The following is a 17220-nucleotide window of genomic DNA, read 5'->3' on the forward strand; positions in this document are numbered from 1 at the left end:
TTATTTTCGTGTGTAATAAGTTCCTGTTTTATCTTGTTTAACTATTCTCTAATTGTTTTGTTTTTCAACTTGATGATTGCGATGTAGAATCTGGTCGATATTATTAAAAATAAAAATCAGGGGCTCTATGGATACCCGCTATCTAGCCGGGGAAATCGGCAATGGTCTTTCGCAAAATGAACGTCTTCTCAGGCTCGATACGCCTCTGGGAAGCAATATCCTGCTTCCCCAACGAGCTGTTGGGCGCTCCAGGATAGGTCGCGATTTCGCCTGGACGATTGATGTCATTTCCACATCTAATGACATCCAGCTTAAAACGCTGATTGCGCAGCCGGTGGCACTCTGGATCCAGCAGCCCGACCGCACCTATCTGCCGCATCACGGATACGTACATACGGCTCGTCGGCTTGGTACAGACGGCGGACTGACATCTTATCAACTTGCCTATGCATCCTGGATGCATTTTCTGCGCTACCGACGCGACCAGAAATACTGGCAGGATATGTCTGCCGATCAGATTATCTCGGATATCTTCGCCCAGCACCCGCAGGCACAGGGGATGTACCGCTTCGTGCTCTCGCGCTCGCTGCCTTCCCGTTCATACTGCCGGCAAGACGAGACGGACTGGAATTTTGTCCATCGGTTGATGGAATCGGAAGGCCTCTTCAGTTTCTGGCAGCAGGGCGCCGATGGTAAATCGCATACGCTTGTCGTCACCGACCAGTTGCAGAGCCTCCCCGCGATATCACCAGAACAGGTTGACTTCTATCGTGCTGGAACGGGCAGTGAGACAAATGCGCTGACGCAATGGTCGGGAACGCGGACCTTGCAATCTGCATTGTTGTCCACGCGCACATTTGATTACAAAAACCCTTCGACGTCATTCAATCCGAAGGCTACAAATGTGCCGACCATGGCCAATCAAGGTTCATTGCCGTCCCAGGCGGAAGTCTACGAATACACGGGCGGCTATACCTATGCGGAACAGTCGCGCGGCGACGAACTCTCGAAGATCCGCATGGAAGAATGGGAGTCGGAGGCAAAACGCTTCTTCGGTGAAGGAGGGCTTCGCGCAATCGATGCGGGGTTGCGATTTGCGGTTGCCGGGCATCCTGAGCATGACCTTGACGCCGCGGACCAGCGCGAATTCGCGGCTATCGAGGTGAGCTGGACGATCGGGAACAACCTGCCCGCATCTGGGCATGAGACATCGTTCCCCTACAGCCTGGCCCAGGATCTTGAGCTGGCGCAAAAAGCCGATACAGGACGGCGCTTTGTCGTTTCTTCCGCGGATGGATCAACCGGGTTTTACCGCGTTGGGATAGAGGCGCAGCGCACAACTGTGCCTTATCGCAGCCCTTTTGAACACGACAAACCGGAAGCCAAGCTGGAGACCGCGATCGTGGTCGGGCCGAAGGGAGCTGAGGCGTACACCGATGAGCTAAACCGGATCAGGGTCATGTTCGTCTGGGACCGGCTTAACGACGGCGACGAACGCGCATCCTGCTGGGTGCGGGTTGCTCAGTCGGATACGGGTGACGGATACGGTGCAGTGCATATGCCGCGCGCAGGTGAGGAGCTGCTGATCGGCTACATCGGAAATGACATCGACAGGCCGATTGCATTGCATCGCGTATATAACGGAGCGGCGAAACCGCAATGGCACTCAAATGGATTGCTCTCGGGCTTCCGCTCGAATGAATTCTCAGGTAGTGGTTTCAACCAGATGGTGATGGACGATGCAACCGGCCAGAATCGCGTTCAACTATATAGCAGCAGCACGAATGCTCAACTGCATCTGGGCTATCTGATTGATCACGCCGGTAATACGCGCGGCAACTTCCTCGGCAGCGGATTTGATTTGAGCTCCGATGCCTACGGCGCGCTGCGTGCGGGACAAGGATTATACGTGTCGTCGCATCCTGTCGCTGGGCAGCCGCTCGACACGCAAATCGCCAGCAACCAGCTTGTGGGCTCGCAGGGCGTGCTCGAAGCTGCATCGCAGGCAAGCGAAGCATCGAATGCAGAAAGCCTGAAGGACGGACAGGACGCCCTGAAGTCTTTCACGGATGCGACGCAGCACAGTGTAGCGGGCCCGGCAGGAGGTGGTGGTAACACGGCAGGAGGCGGGACCGGTAACGCGAATACCTTTAAGCAACCCGTCATGCTATTCGCTACGCCTGCAGGCATCGCGTTATCGACCCAGAAGTCCGCCCATGTCGCGACGGACCAGCATATCAATCTGGTAAGCGGTCAGAGCACGCACATCGCAACGGGCAAATCGCTGGTGGCCAGCGTCACACAGAAGCTGAGCCTGTTCGTACAGAACGCAGGCATGAAGCTATTTGCCGCGAAAGGAAAGATTGAAGTTCAGGCGCATGCAGACAATGTCGAATTGACTGCCCAGAGATCGCTGTTGCTCGCATCAGCCACGGAAAAGATTCAAGGCGCCGCGCAACAGGAAATACTCTGGACGTCCGGTGGTGCCTATATCCGCATCAAGGACGGCAACATCGAGATCCACGCGCCGGGCACGATCGACTTCAAGGGCGCGAGCTTCCCGTTCAGCGGGCCGACGAGAATGGACGTGACCAATCCGGCCTTCAAGGACATGCCAACGCGGCGCCTGGCACTAAATACGATGGCGTCGCCTTCCGCCACGAACGTCGTGCCCATCGGCATGCCATACAAGCTCTATGCGGACGGGGCATTGGTGAAGCAGGGTGTTTTTGACCGTACCGGGCAATTACCCATTGATCATCAGGTCACGACGCAGAAGTACACCCTTGAGCTGGCGAACGGCGACAAGCATGAAATCCCGGTTCCGGGTGATTATCGCGATGCCGCTAACGGGACGCTTGCGAATCAGGGATTCCAGTTTCACCAGGGGCAGCCGGAAGGCGATACCGCAACCGTTGACCGCTCTGAACACCGGCAGCTTTATAGCAATCTGCTTAATCCTTCTTCGGAAGAATAGGTGATGGCAACAACGACTGATGTTTTTATCGCGACGACTCCGATTGCGCTAAACCAGACGAACAGCGGGAATATTTCCATGCGCTGGTTTGTGCAGCATACGGAGTACTCTCCAATCAATGCCACATTCCGTCCGCTTGTCAACGGAGAGGAAGCGTTTGGTCATGTATACGACGCTATCTCAAAGGCGAAATATTCCGTTGACATTATCTGTTGGGGCTTTCAGCCGTCGATGTATTTTTTGCGAAACGGACAGGGCGTTCCGATTGGTACCTTGCTCGAACAAAAAGGTGCAGCGGGGGTTAAGGTACGACTACTCTGCTGGAGTGATCCCCTTGGGGTCTCGTCGCTCAGTGAGAACAATATGCCAGGGAATGGCTCAGTCACTGAGCTGAAGCAGAAATTGCCCAACTCTGCCTATGCGCGCTTTTCACTGCTTTCGCGCGATTATCAGACGGATGATGAGCGGAAGTTCGATGAGGCCTGGTACTGGCACGCGAATCTGAACAACGTGACGAGCCACTCGATCCTCACCCCGCTTACTGCGAGGGCGATCGAGGCAGCGCACTCCCTCTACTACCGGAAACAGGCTTTCAAGAATATTGACTTCGCCACGCGCGGTTTCAGCGCAGGGAATCGCGCTGAGATTGCATGGCATACCTTCTGGCATGGCAAGGACGAGCAGCGCGATACGCGGTTAGCGGCACAGAACAGCGTCATAATGGGATGGGCCGAGCCGACTCATCATCAGAAAATGGTTCTGGTCGATTATGAAGACCCGGAGAATGCCAAAGGTTTCGTGATGGGGCACAACATGCTCGATCAATATTGGGATACGAGCGCGCATAGCTGCGTACGCAAGACGCCGTCGACGGGACGCAACGGCCTGTATCCGTGGCAGGACATGTCCAGTTGGGTCACAGGACCCGTGCTTCAGTATCTGAACGCGAATTTTTGCGAGGCCTGGGACGACGCCACTGGCCAGAATCTGACCGAGGCGCGTAAGGGCCTCTACAAGCGGCTCACCGTAAAGTACGAACCGGGCGGTGACACGCCCGTCATGGCGCAGGTGTTGCGCACGCAATCGCAGAAAGGCAAGCGGGATATCGAGAAGCTGTATCTTCAGGCCGTTAATAACGCCACGCAGCACATCTTCATCCAGAACCAGTATTTTCGCTGGGTGCCGCTTGCAGAGAAAATCAAGGACACAGCGAAAAATCATGTTCGGGAAGGACGCGATGCGCGCACACATGGTCTGATCTACCTGTTCGTCATTACCAATTCCAGTGACGACGCGGTCGGCTCGGGGACTGTCAATACCTATCGCATGCTCGACGCGTTAGGGCAGGCAAAGAGCATTCCAGGTGTCGCAACCCTCGAACAAGAAGATGCGCGGCAGGCAGAACTGAAGAAGCAGTTAGTGGATGTCGCGTACCACCAGCAGGATGCCAATAACAATCTGCTCGGCGCGCTACAGATGCAAGGTATGGTTGATTCGGCTGCGACCCAACAGCGTGTTGCGGATGCGCAGCAGAAGGTTGCGCAACTGAAGCAGCAAAGGTCTCAGATAGAATCGCAGATGAAAAGTGCACCGCAAGAGCCCATGAATCGGGACTACCCTGGATTGAAAGTACAGATCTGTACGCTCGTCGCACCGGACTCTCCTGCGGGCAAGTGGGTCCCAGTCTACGTGCACGCGAAGTTGATGACAATCGATGACGCATTTATGACCTTGGGTTCTGCGAATATCAACACGCGAAGCATGGAAGCAGATAGCGAACTGAATATCTGTCACGAGAACAGTCAGGTGACGAAGACGCTGCGTCATCAGTTGTGGAGTCTCCATACGAACAATATAGGCACCCAGGATAAGCCAGGGGATGCATTTGATTCGTGGACAGACATCGTCAAGCAGAACACGGTCCGGCAGCAGGGGGGCACGCAACAGCCCTATGCCTCGCTCGTCGGCTTTACGCGCACGTCCAATGTCCGTAGTTACTCGGACTGACTAATGAAAAAAACATATTCGCTCGTTGCTCTCGCCCTGCTCGTATGTGCCTGCACGTCCAAGGAAAACACCGTGGCATCCTCGCTACCCGACATGAGCGCTGTTCGCGCCAATCTCGCGTTCACCTGCATCCATGAGTCTGATCATCTGCCCGCTCTTGATCCGAAGGCGGATGCTTTGTTCCAGTATGGACGATATCTGCAAAAGAAGGATGGCCCGAAGGACTTCAATGACATTGCACGTTACTACCGTATAGCAGCGGCTTATGGGCACTACAAGGCCAATCACAATGCGCAGGTGCTGATTTCTCAGGGGCTTGCGAACTCTCCCGACGGGCCGAAAGAAGCGATTGCGCTTGCTGCACAACTGGTCAGGGAGGAGATTCCAGGTGGGTACTATGACATCGGCCACTACCTCGAAACAGGCTATGGCCTGAAGCAGGACGAGGAAATGGCGTTACGTTATTTCCGCAAGGCGGCTGATCTAGGAAGTCCCGAAGCACAGGCCTATGTCGCTGAACAGCTTGCACCACACGATAAGGCTCCCGATATCGCTCGACAGATGCGTCAGTGCGCCGCTGATCAGGGTTATGGCGATGCCGCAAATATGTTGGGGATTTTTTTGCAGAATCAGTCGGATTACTCCGATGCTCTTAAGGTGTTTCAAAAAGGCGTAGAGGCGGGCGATATTACCTCTGCCTCATATTTGAGTAATGGGTTTAAGGCTCCACCTCCATCTGACAGTTTGTACTATCTTAGATTGAACGACGACCCCGAGCGTTCGGCACGATACCGCGCGATTCAGGAGTTCCTCCGCGCGAACGATGGGCTAAATCCAAAGGTTCCTGACATCGACGAGATCGTGCCGCTACCGCCTGCAAAGCTACCGGCGTGGGATGGCACGTTCGAATGGCAGAAACATCAGGATGCTGCGATACCGCCGCAAAAACCGTCCGACGAACTCATTGATGGATTGGCAAAAGCGAAGCAGCTCGATCCGGCTACGGGCCTGCCCCTATCTGGATTTACGGACAAGACATCGCAGGCTGACGAATCCTCAAACATCGGGGCACGTGTTCCGCTTGGTACCCTCGCGAAGACTGGCGAAGCCTGTCCAGAAGATGGCGTCTGGCAAGCGAAGCTTGAGGTTGGACAGACGGGAGATTCGAAGCAACGATTCCTCAAGGGCAACACTCTGCCTTCCCTCAACGTCCGCGAGGCGCGCCAGCTTGCGTTTCTGGATCGCATAGTGGGGAGGCGCCAGAGGACTGCTAAGGTTGCGTGGGAGCTGGTAGCGTACATTGAGCGAGCATGAGACTTTGCGATCCTCTCGAAAGAGGGTGAAGCGATATTTGATTCAGGGTGGCGACCTTTTGACGAAAGTATCCTTGCTTGCCTCACTCGCTTTGCTTGCCTGTGCCTGCACGTCCAAAGAAAATACAGTGGCACCCTCGCTACCCGACATGAGCGCTGTTCGCGCCAATCTCGCGTTCACGTGTACGCACGAGTCGGATCATCTGCCCGCTCTCGATCCGAAGGTCGATGCCTTGTTCCAGTATGGAAGGTTTCTGCAAACGAAGGATGGACCGAAAGACTTTAACGATTTTGCACGCTTCTATCGCATCGCAGCGGCTTACGGGCGCTACAAAGGCAACCGTCCGACGAACTCATCGATCAGCTCGCAAAGGCGAAGCAACTCGATCCGGCCACTGGTCTGCCGCTATCGACGTTCTCGAGGAGGAAATCGTAGGCCGAGCAGCATTCGTATGGCACACGTGGCGTACATCGATGAAGCGAGACGTTTCGATTATAGGGGGCAGACTGTGAAGCGATATCTAATCCTTGACGGCGATCACACGACAGTATCAGGAAAGGTTCGGGCACAGCCGACGACCCTGTCATTTAGCGGTCGGCAAGTCGCACATGAAGGCGACGACGTGGTGTGTCCGGTGTGCAATTCTACAGGCAAGATTCAGTGCGATGGCCCGCGCCTCTCAATGCCAGGACCCGACGGACGCCGGACAGCACTAAGCGATGATTTGTGTATCTGTAATTGTGCCCCGCCTCCGAAGCTTGTCGCCACACAACAGGGAATGTCTATCGACGTGTAACTACGGCGCTAGTCAATAGCGATGGTCTCTTCCGTTGCGAACGTGATGGCGCGCGATCACATATTCAAGACGTTGTGAATGGCGCAGCGAAACGTCGCAATAGAGTGGTCGGGAAACTGGCCGAGCTGCGACTCTCGCTGCTGAGGTTCGCCGAGTCCGGATGAAAATCTCGAGCGCGGTCGACCCAAGCGAGGCGGCTCTACCATTTCCAGAAACACGCCGCGAAGCCTACGTGGTTCATCGGTCAGGAGTTCAGGGCACGCTGTGTGTACCCGGGAATCGATGTATTTGAAAAGCACTGCGATCAGAAGAAGCGGTTGCATTGACACCCATCCGTATTGTGAATTGCGCCGCTGCGGCTGGCAGCGGGTGCTTCGCGTAACTGTGGCACGCTGGGATGCAATGCGCGACGCGGGAGACTTGGAAGTCGTCGGCTTCGTCCGAGGAACCTTGGCGCGGGAAATCAAACGAGTGGAATTTTGATCCCGAAGACGCTGTCCTTCTTGTCCATCGGATCACAGGCGAACTCAAGCAGCTATGTCGTCGTGAATGGGCTGCCTAATTCGCACTCGAAGTTGTGATTTTCTGAAGATCAGTCAGCTGCCCAGATGTGCTGCGAAAGGGGGAGTGAAGTTGAACGCGAGTCCAAGATATCTGGCGACTCTCGGGCTTTATTGTGGCAAGTCGATTATCCGCGAACGGACTCTCCCGCCAATCTACCGCCCGCTTGCAGGCAGGGCCGTCTACTATTCGGACACCGAAAAATTCTCAAGTCATTGTCCAGCGCTGGTCGCGTTGACGACCCATTGTGGAGTAGCGCCATGACCATCTCAACCGTTGGCAAAAGCATCGCAATACTTCATGGCGTTAAGTCGACGTTGGCCCTTGAGTACCGTAGCCAATTCCTTGAGAGTGAGTCCGTCGGCCGCGCACAGCATGGCGATCAGCTTCTGCATGCTTTCCGTTCGCAGCTTGCCAGGCAGGCCGCTCGGGAATTCGCGCGCCAAAACTTTTTCGGCCATCGCGAGCGGATCGCTATCATCCGGACTTCCAGTCTCCAAACCACCGGAGTTCCCGTCCAAACCACCGGAGCTTGTCTTCAAACCACCGGAGTTTGCACGGCTGGCGAGGGTGACCGAGTCCGGCGCGTTGACGGGCGGCACGTTGAGCCCTGTCACAGCGGGCTCGATGCGCTGGAATTCGGCCAGGTCGGGGGAGGAAAGACGTTGAACGTAGTGGCGCTCGAAATAAATGGTGCCCCGTCCGTGGCCCGACGGCACGAGCAGGCCTTCGCGGGAAAGCTTGCTCAGGGTTTTGGTGATATCGGCGGGGTGCTCGTCAGTGATCTCACGAACCCGCTTGTGATCGACAAAGCCTTCGACCGCAGCCGTGACCACAATCATTTTTTCTAGTGCGCTCAAGCCGGTGAACTGGGCGCCGTGAGCGGCCTCTAGCTCGGCAACAACGTCCGAGGGCAGGAGACTGGCCATCCGTAATTCAAACAGCGTTTGCTCGGGCTCACGTTTCTCGTGAACCACAGGCGAGCGCCATGATTGCTCTTTCCATACGCCAAAGATGCGGGGAACACCGGAACCCGCCTGATCACCGGCGCCAACGAGCTGGAACATTTTCTGTATGAGGCGGTTTCGGCAATCGCTGTCGCCCCCACGGATCGCCTGCTCAATGGGTACGCGCATGAGTCCCGGGTTCCTGAACCCATACATGTCAGGACGCTTGACGACCAGCACCGACACACGGCCTGAAAAGTCCGAGTGAACGATCGCGTTCACGAGTGCCTCCTGGATGGCTTCGTGAACGGGCGTGACGTTCTTGCGCACCATGCCGTCGAGCACAAATGGAATCTTGAGGTCCGCGGTCAATTTACCGAGAACCTTGCGATAGAAATCGAAAAGATTCCCGGACCACGACCCGTCGGTCGTAAGGCGGTCAACCCACCGAGCTTCAGTTCGCGCCTCCGCCCGCTCCTGGTAATCGACGATGTAGTTTGGGACAGCGTCGAGGATGGAGTTGAGTTTGCCGAACATGAGCAAACCCGCGATGGTCAGACCTTCATTCCCACTTTCCCGGTCTTTCTTCCACGCCTGAACCGAGCGCAGGAACTCAGGAAGCGACTGTGAGATAAAGGGGTGAGTTGGTGCACGACTCGCGAAAATCTGGCGGTATGCCGTGATCGTCTCGAGATCCAGGTCATCCGTGTCGTAGCGCGGCAGGATCGTGGCATCCCGCGGTGTTTCGCTCTGTTCGCCGAGGAGTTGTCGCACGCGGTCTTCCGGCAAAAGATAATCGCCTTCGTTCCGTCGCTCGTAGGTGCCGCGAAGGGGATTCTCGCCAACGAAGATTGGTCGCTGGCGACGCGCTGCACGCGGGATGCGAACCCGGACGAGATCACACTCACCGACGTGGACAATCTGCACGTCGTCGTCGCGAATCAGATTCGCGCTAATCTTCTGCCGGTTGTTTGCGAGATTGAAGATTTCCTGCCGCATCGCTGACGCGTGCGCAAGATGATGAAGCCGGACTGCTCCGTCGGGAAGCTCTTCGACGCCAAGAACAATCTCGCCACCTTCTGTGTTCGCGAGAGCGCTATACGACGGCCAGAACTCCTTCGGAAGCTCACCCTTGCCGTCCCGGCCGACAGCCTTTTTTGAACTCAACGTCCACACTTTCGCCGAGAGCGATAAGGTCTTCCAGGGTGTATTCAGTCACGATGACGTGTGCGCTATCCTGTCAATAGACCTCTTATTTTACCCCCATGATCAGTTGGTTCCGGAGGGCGCTTCGCGACGCGTCTGGGACTTCTAGCGCATCACGAACCGGTGAGCGCCAGCGACGGTATAGCTTAATTTCCACTTTTGCTGTTCATGCGCCGTTCAGCCTGGGCGGTCGCGATCGGCACTTGCAGCGTTCGTCTGATGTTCACACGAGCCAATGGTAAATCGGTCGCATAGTCGACCACGGACCTTCAGTTCTTGCGCGGATCGCTCCCGGAACAACGCGCCGGATCATCGCGAAGCACGATCCGCTGGATCGCGCCATGGGCAAAGAATGGCACCTCCGGGCAGAAGCGTGGCCCAATCGAAGTGGATACACGTGCCCACGTGCTCGTTTCCCGTTTCAATAGTTGAGGCGAACCGCCGGGATTGGTATGCCAGATGTCGACCCCGGCTTCATCGGGCATCCCCAGTTCGGTATCGCACGATTCAATATCCTTAAACGTCAGGGTCAGTCTATGACCCGATTGCTCGACGCGACGTGGAAAATAGATGTGACCATCGGCGTAATCCGGCGCCGCCAGGCAATAGCGTCGCGTCGTGCCGTCGAGTACGGGTAGCGTGTAACTGGACTGCGCTTCGATTTCCTTCAGTTCACCTTTCTGCCAGCGATACGTCGTCAGTCCATATTCGCAACAACTCGCGCGAACTTCAGACCACACCATACGGTGTGCCGGATCGAATACGGGCGATAGCACGTCCTGCAAGGACCGCGGTGCATCAACAAGCCGTTGCGCGTTAGGGTCGAACAGCCAGGTCTGGTAGGCTTCGTTAGGTCCCGCACCTTGACCGAGTTGAATGCGCAGATCAGGCCAGCCGTCGAAGTTCGCGTCGATGACCTCCGGGATGAATAGGCTGCAGGTGCCTCGTGAGTCCGTCGGCAACTCCTGCACGAGGTGGTTTTGCCTGTAGAGCAGAATTGCGCTGACGTGAGATGAAGTACAACGGGCAACGGCTTTCGGCAATGCGTCGGCGAGGAGACGGATATCGTAGGGGAATGGTCGTCCCGAAGTGGATTGCGAGAGGACGACCGGCAACGTACGTTTGCCATCGGGGGAACTCCATGTGCCCTTCGCAACGGCATCGAGAGATTTCAGCATCCAGACCCCTGTCGACTGATCGGGTGTCTTCGCACCCATGTCGCGCTCTGTTAAAAGGGCTTCCTGCGTATCAATCGTTCCAGTCAACTGCAGGCGCAGTCGGACGGCATCTGCGCATGGCTGGTAGCAGTAATCGCCAGACAGCGCGTCTGCCGTGCGTGTCAGTTCCACGATAACGGACTTGCCGCCAAGCGTGCCTGTCCAGGTGCGGGACCAGACAGGAAGCTCAACGGTAGCGTCGACCGACGTCGCGCCCCATGTGTTGTGAGTTGCTATGCCCAACGCGATGGTGAGGTATGCCGCTGATCGCGCGGCGAACCACCGCGCGTCACGCGCACACATTTGGCGCTGCCATCCACTCTCCACGTCCATGGATCCGGTGGTTATATTCAACGGGGCTCTCCAGAAACTGACGCTTGCCATTGGGCGAGCCAGTGAAATGTCAGCAAAATTCAGGAATCTTATCCCGGGAAACTCGCTTCAGAGTTACGAGGTTTATTGCTCCAGTATCATCCAGGACGTAGCCACACTTCGCACTTCTTAGTGATCCGTGAATTGGCACTCCGTCGCTGAGGTCCTTGCTGGCGAGCGCCAGCAGATTGTACAGCTTGCTGTTAAATAGCATGAATGGTGCAGTACGATAAACGGCTCCCGGATAGTTTGAAACGATAAAGTAGTTGATGTTTTCACCGTTTGCTCCGTTTATAACGACTCTGCTGGGAGAGTCGTTTACCGGGAGTATGATCGATCCACTTTGCACTCCAATCCCACCGCCTGTGACTTCTATGGTTGCATCCGTTTCGTGTCTTGAGTACGTCTCGCAAGCGAGCTCCGGGTTGCCGGGAACTGGGCAAACAGGCATCACCACGCGAAATTTATCCCCGCTGACGCCAGCTATTTTTCGAAAGTTTCGATCAAAGACGGCTTTCCCATCGGTGAAGAACGCCTTCGACAGGATGCGGATGTTCGGACCGATTCCAGGCATCAATTGCGCGCGATCAAAACCAATTCTAAAGACTTGCTGTCCATTGATCGCCGGGCTGTCGACCGACGCGAGTTGATCGATGAACAGATGGACCGGGAATGCCGGAGACATCTGCTTGATGGCGCGTCCGAAGAGGAAGATGTGGTCCTTGTCGAGAGACCATTCGTATGCAACGCTGTCTTTAGCGCCGTCGGGGACGAAGCATCTGAATGTCGCGATGTCAGCATTGTCGATCCGGACGGGCGTATAGGGGAAGTTGCCCGATTCGTCATCAAACGCGTGCGATATCAGGTAAACGTTTTGGCCGTCTGTTGCATACCAGCCTCCGCACAAATCCGGCTTTTCCTTGTCCATCAGACTCAGTTCGCGATCTGGCGTGATCTGGTAGTAATCGCGCTCCCGGTGTATTTCATAATGCCTCAACCACTGCGGCAGAAGGCATTCCGGATCCAGCCCGGGAACATCGCCCCCGCCGCAATACGGACCCTGGCTCACACTGAGGAAATGCACGAGGTATCCGCCGCCATTCACTGTCGCGAATCCTTCTGCATCTGTCGCGCCGGATACGTCGCTATAGTCGTCTTGAGTCTGGCCTGCAAGCTTCAAAACTTTCACGGACTGTGACCTGCAAGGCTGCTCTTTCACCTTCGTCCATGAATGGATCGAGCCCGTAAACTCCTCGCCTTTGGCTGGTGCATACCATGTCTCCTGACAGGTCGACGTCGTGTACGCGTGCGCGGGACAAACGATTGCGAAACCGACAAGAAAAAGCAGACCGCATTCAAACACCTTCGACTTGTAAGCGAATATCCGGAGAAATTGGTCCATTGATGCGCCTTTCATCATTTTCTTCTAATTTGTGTTGGGGGCGATGCTGGTGCCGCTTTTAGGTGTATCGACGAAGCCTTCTTCCAGCGAGAAGTCGAGGTCATCGGCGATCACGGCATGGCCGGAGGTGTTTCTTATCAACAACTCGATATCCCGTTTGTAGCCCGTCAGTCGATTCGAATTCCTGCGGAGAGCGGTAAGCGCCGAATTCTCTGGCCATTTCAGGCCGAATGCAAATAGTGTTTTGCATTGCGATTGACGTCGCTTCAGGTAGTTCTCACATTTGGTACTACTTCAAACTGATTGAACAGACCGTCGGGACTGTCTCGCAGGATGTCGGTCACGGGAAAATTTTCCGATGCTTCGCGGACGATCACCCGGTTTGAGGATGTTTTGCCGACTATGTTTTTTGAGTCGAATTTCTATGGAATATAGTATCTTGAGTAGAAAATCAGAATATATTAATCTATCTCAATCTTTTTAAGATAAAAGTTAAAAATTCAAAAACTCATATCGCATAATTCGGAAAGGGGATGGGGATGAGTGCGCTGGACATCGTGAGCGCGATGCAAGGTGGATTGCTCCAGCAGGATCGACTCCTCAAGCTGGATACCCCGATCGGGGACAACATGTTGCTACCGCAACGGATGGTAGGCTGGTCGCGGATTGGTCGGGATTTCGATTTCGCTCTGGATGTCCTGTCCACGCGCGGCGATCTTAAGCTGAAGGAACTGATAGGAAAATCTGTCACGCTCTGGATTCAACAAACCGACCGGACCTATCTTCCTCGAAACGGATACGTGTACGCCGTGCGCAGACTGGGCGCAGAAGGCGGGCTTAGCAGCTACCAGATTCATTTCGCTTCATGGATGCATTTCCTGAAATTCCGTCGCGACCAGCGGATCTGGCAGGACAAGGCCGTCGACCAGATTCTCGGGGATGTATTCGCTGCACATTCGCAGACGCACGGACGGTTTGATTTCGCGCTCTCCAGACCACTGCCGTCCCGTTCGTACTGTGTGCAATACGAAGACGACTGGAACTTCGTCCATCGATTGATGGAGGAGGAAGGTCTGTTCGGCATCTGGAAGCAGGCCGACGATGGCAAGTCTCATACGCTGACGGTTACGGACCGCCTCGACGCGTGCGAGCCGCTTGCTCCGCGAACAGTCCAGTTCTCCCGTAACGGCACAAGTAGCGAGGTCGATGGGCTGACTCATTGGTCCGGCCTGCGATCGATTCACAGTGCGTCCCTGACGACCCGCACATTCGACTATAAAAATCCCTCGCTTCTAGCCAATCCCAAGGGCACCAGCATTCCGACGCTGTCGCACGAATTGCCCGAAGAGCTGGAAATGTACGAATACACCGGCCCGTACACCTACCTGGACCAGGACCGCGGAGATCACCTCACGAAAGTGCGGATGGAAGAATGGGAGTCGCGGGGAAAGCGGTTCTATGGAACTGGCAGCTTGCGTGCGATCGACGCCGGCCGCTGGTTTGAGCTTGTGGGACATCCGGAGCATGATCGTGACTCGAGCGTGCGGCGCGAATTTGCCGTCATCGAAGTCGTGTGGCTGATCGAGAATAATCTGCCCGGGTCGGCCCATCATGGGGACTTTCCGCATAGTCTGAAGGCACGGCTGGCCGAGGCGAATGCGGCTCGTGCGAGACAACCTGATGCTACCACCACGCATTTCGACGGTTCCGAAGGTCTGCTTATCGTTGAGATCGAAGCGCAGCGCAAATCCGCTCCGTTTCACAGCCCTTTCGAACACCCGAAGCCAGTTATGCAGATGCAGACAGCGACTGTGGTGGGACCGCAGGGTCAGCCCGTCTATACAGACGCGTTGGGGCGCGTAAAGGTACAGTTCCACTGGGATCGGATCGGACAGCGCACCGAGAATAGCTCGTGCTGGGTCCGGGTGAGCCATCCTTGGGCAGGCCAGGGATTCGGGGTGATCCAGGTTCCCCGGATAGGCGACGAGGTCGTCGTGTCGTTTCTCGATGGATCAGCCGACAGGCCCTTGATCACGGGCCGCGTGGCAAACGGCACCAACTTCGTCCAGTGGAAGTTGCCGGACAACCGCGCGCTCTCCGGAATGCGCTCTCGTGACCTTGATGGTTCGCAGGCAAATCATATTCTCGCCGACGACACCCCAGGAAAACTTCAGGCGCAAATATCGAGCGACCATAAGGAGTCACGCCTTGTTGTCGGGTACAACACGCGCATTGACGGGAACGCAGGTCGAGGGCAGGCGCGTGGCACCGGGTGGGAACTCGCGACCAACTCATGGGGCGTGCTGCGTGCAAACCGCGGCATGCTGGTGACCACCGAGTCACGATCCGGTGCGATGGCTGCGGCGAAAGACATGGGGGAGACGATCCAGCGTCTCGCGCAAGCGACGAATCTACACGATACGCTGGGCAACGCCGCTGTTCAGGCACAGGCACACGACGAGCAGGACAGATCTGACGTTACCAGCGCAATCGGGAAGCAAAACGACGAAATCAGAGGACAGGGGGCGGCGCAAGGCGACGCAACATTTCCAGAGTTATCAAAGCCGCACCTGGTTTTTGCGTCGCCTGCTGGAATCGAGGCGACCGCTCAAGGCAGTACTCATCTTGCGAGTGGCGAGCACACAGCGCTGACGAGCGGTGGTCATGTCAGCGTGAGCAGCGGCGACAATCTGCTCGCTACGGCCAGAAACGCCATACGCTTGTTTGCCTACAAGCTGGGCATCAGGATGGTCTCATACGCGGGCGACATTGACATCAAGGCGCTTCAGAAAAACCTGAACCTGCTGGCAAAACTCGAAATCACCCAGACGGCGGAAGCATATCCATCAAGGCAACTAAGCAGGTCTTACTCAACGGCGGCGACAGCTACATCCAGCTTGCACAGGGAAAGATCACTGTGGGCGCCGGGCAGTATCAGGTGAATGCGCAGGTCAGCAATATGCCACCCAAGCCGATGGGGGTCTCGCCCGCCGGCACGCCAACGGTCGAGGCCAATGATCAGATATTCAGAATGCTCGCGCCATCCGGGCGCCCGTTGCCTGGTGTCGCTTACCGGATGACAGCAGATTCAGGCGAGCATGTATTCCAGACCAACCAGCTTGGACGCTCGGCTACGCTAAACACCCAACAGGAAGAGAACGTGAAATTCGCTCCACACTGGGACGAGCTCTTTACCGATACAGACGAATAAAAGGCCGCACAGCTATGGATACCCTGGCGCAAAGTAAGACCGATCCAGAAAGCAACACCTGCGTTGACGCGCATTGCAACTGCAAGTTCGTCTGGTCGCTCGCCCAGCAATACGCGATGGCTCAGCTCGATACCCGGACACCGATATTGAAGAACGGCACGCCAGACTACCGGTTCAGCTCGCACAGCATCAAGGAAACACCGATTGAATCGGGTGATGCGTCATTCGTAGGCACGAAGTATTTTCATTATGCTGCAAGAGCCCAGCGGGTCGCTTCCAGCTATGCACGGATGTTTCTCGAAAAATTTCACCTCGGTGACGAGAGCAAGCTAGGACGATTCGACTGGACGGGATTGGGCGCGTTCGCAGCCAAGCAGGTTGCCTGCAATATCAAGTCCTGGCAGGTTGAGGACAATCCCCTCATGGGAGTGGTGCACGATGCACTGGGGAAAGGAAACCTGTGGATCTATAACGATCTTCTACCGTGGTGCTACGGCTACGCAGCCGACCCGGAATCCTTCGAAAAATGCGCGATAGAACGCGATAGTCGGGAGTTCCATGAGACCGTCAAGTCAAATCTGATGCGCCAGAAGTGGGCGGCAGAAGTCGTGCCGAAATGTCCGGTTGTGAATGAGTCATCGAAAAGCTACGGTGACGATAATGGACCTGGTGACGCTGGATCGGGCGCGCCCATAGGAAAAGATACGGAAAATCCAGGATATTTCAAGTGGACGCCCCGAGTATCCATTGGCTTTGATTTTGTCAAAAACTGGGAAACAACAGCAGATAAAAAAAAGAAATCATCGCTTGCATTCAATCACCTCTGGGTCATGGCCCAGCACGAACAGGGTGAGGTGCTGCAATGCCTGATCTACAATGACAAGGCGTTTATGGATAAGCTCGCATTCCAGCGAAAAATGGATAAGGCGACTAGCTCCGATAAGTGGTGGCTTTCGCCATTACGTCCACTTAACGCCATGATTCCACCCCTGCAGTTGAGTTTCACGGCAGATGAGTATGCTGATGACAATCAATACCGCTCAGACGCGAAGAAGGACGGGCCGCCTGATATGAAACTGGAGGACTATGTTGAGCGGATGGCGTGGATCAAGAAAACAAGAGAGCTTTTCCACTACTTGATGAACAAGAAAAAAGCGTACATGGTAGCTGAACTCAATAAAATCGCCGCGACGGGTGGGATGACGTGACG

The 17220-nt window shown here is 55.6% G+C and carries 10 protein-coding genes; 7 read left to right on the forward strand and 3 right to left on the reverse strand.

The window, feature by feature from the left end:
- Positions 1-127: 127 nt before the first annotated feature.
- The 4 genes from U5782_RS33525 to U5782_RS33540 all read left to right on the forward strand — a co-directional run bounded on the left by U5782_RS33525 (position 128) and on the right by U5782_RS33540 (position 7094).
- On the forward strand, positions 128-2977 hold the full coding sequence (locus tag U5782_RS33525) for a type VI secretion system Vgr family protein (RefSeq protein ID WP_322048149.1): 2850 nt from the start codon (positions 128-130) through the stop codon (positions 2975-2977).
- Positions 2978-2980: 3 nt separating this feature from the next.
- Positions 2981-4984: a phospholipase D-like domain-containing protein gene (locus U5782_RS33530; protein ID WP_322048150.1), complete on the forward strand. Its 2004-nt coding sequence runs from the start codon at positions 2981-2983 to the stop codon at positions 4982-4984.
- 3 nt (positions 4985-4987) lie between these two features.
- The gene (locus U5782_RS33535; protein ID WP_322048151.1) at positions 4988-6298 is read left to right on the forward strand and encodes a sel1 repeat family protein; all 1311 of its coding nucleotides are present in this window, start codon (positions 4988-4990) and stop codon (positions 6296-6298) included.
- A 508-nt stretch (positions 6299-6806) separates the two neighbouring features.
- A complete protein-coding gene (locus U5782_RS33540) occupies positions 6807-7094 on the forward strand; it encodes a PAAR domain-containing protein (protein WP_322048174.1) in 288 nt (95 codons plus the stop codon).
- An 830-nt stretch (positions 7095-7924) separates the two neighbouring features.
- Here U5782_RS33540 and U5782_RS33545 read toward each other — a convergent pair.
- From U5782_RS33545 to U5782_RS33555, 3 genes are all read right to left on the reverse strand, one after another.
- Positions 7925-9769, reverse strand: a complete 1845-nt coding sequence (locus U5782_RS33545; RefSeq protein WP_322048152.1) for an ATP-binding protein — start codon at positions 9767-9769, stop codon at positions 7925-7927.
- Between the two features lie 308 nt (positions 9770-10077).
- Complete coding sequence (locus U5782_RS33550; protein ID WP_322048153.1) at positions 10078-11379, reverse strand: XAC2610-related protein; 1302 nt, start codon at positions 11377-11379, stop codon at positions 10078-10080.
- Between the two features lie 49 nt (positions 11380-11428).
- Positions 11429-12799 carry a hypothetical protein gene (locus tag U5782_RS33555; RefSeq protein ID WP_322048154.1) on the reverse strand — a complete coding sequence of 457 codons (1371 nt, stop codon included), beginning with the start codon at positions 12797-12799 and terminating at the stop codon, positions 11429-11431.
- Positions 12800-13338: 539 nt separating this feature from the next.
- On the opposite strand from U5782_RS33555, the gene U5782_RS33560 reads away from it, so the two are divergent.
- The 3 genes from U5782_RS33560 to U5782_RS33570 are packed head-to-tail and all read left to right on the forward strand — an operon-like array spanning position 13339 to position 17218.
- On the forward strand, positions 13339-15741 hold the full coding sequence (locus U5782_RS33560; RefSeq protein ID WP_322048155.1) for a type VI secretion system Vgr family protein: 2403 nt from the start codon (positions 13339-13341) through the stop codon (positions 15739-15741).
- On the forward strand, positions 15738-16010 hold the full coding sequence (locus U5782_RS33565) for a hypothetical protein (RefSeq protein ID WP_322048156.1): 273 nt from the start codon (positions 15738-15740) through the stop codon (positions 16008-16010). Before U5782_RS33560 ends, U5782_RS33565 begins: the two co-directional genes overlap by 4 nt.
- A gap of 14 nt (positions 16011-16024) precedes the next feature.
- Entirely contained in the window at positions 16025-17218 is a 1194-nt protein-coding gene (locus U5782_RS33570) for a DUF2515 family protein (RefSeq protein ID WP_322048157.1), read from the forward strand.
- Positions 17219-17220: the final 2 nt, after the last annotated feature.

The sequence above is a fragment of the Paraburkholderia sp. J67 genome (assembly GCF_905220265.1).
Taxonomy (GTDB): domain Bacteria; phylum Pseudomonadota; class Gammaproteobacteria; order Burkholderiales; family Burkholderiaceae; genus Paraburkholderia.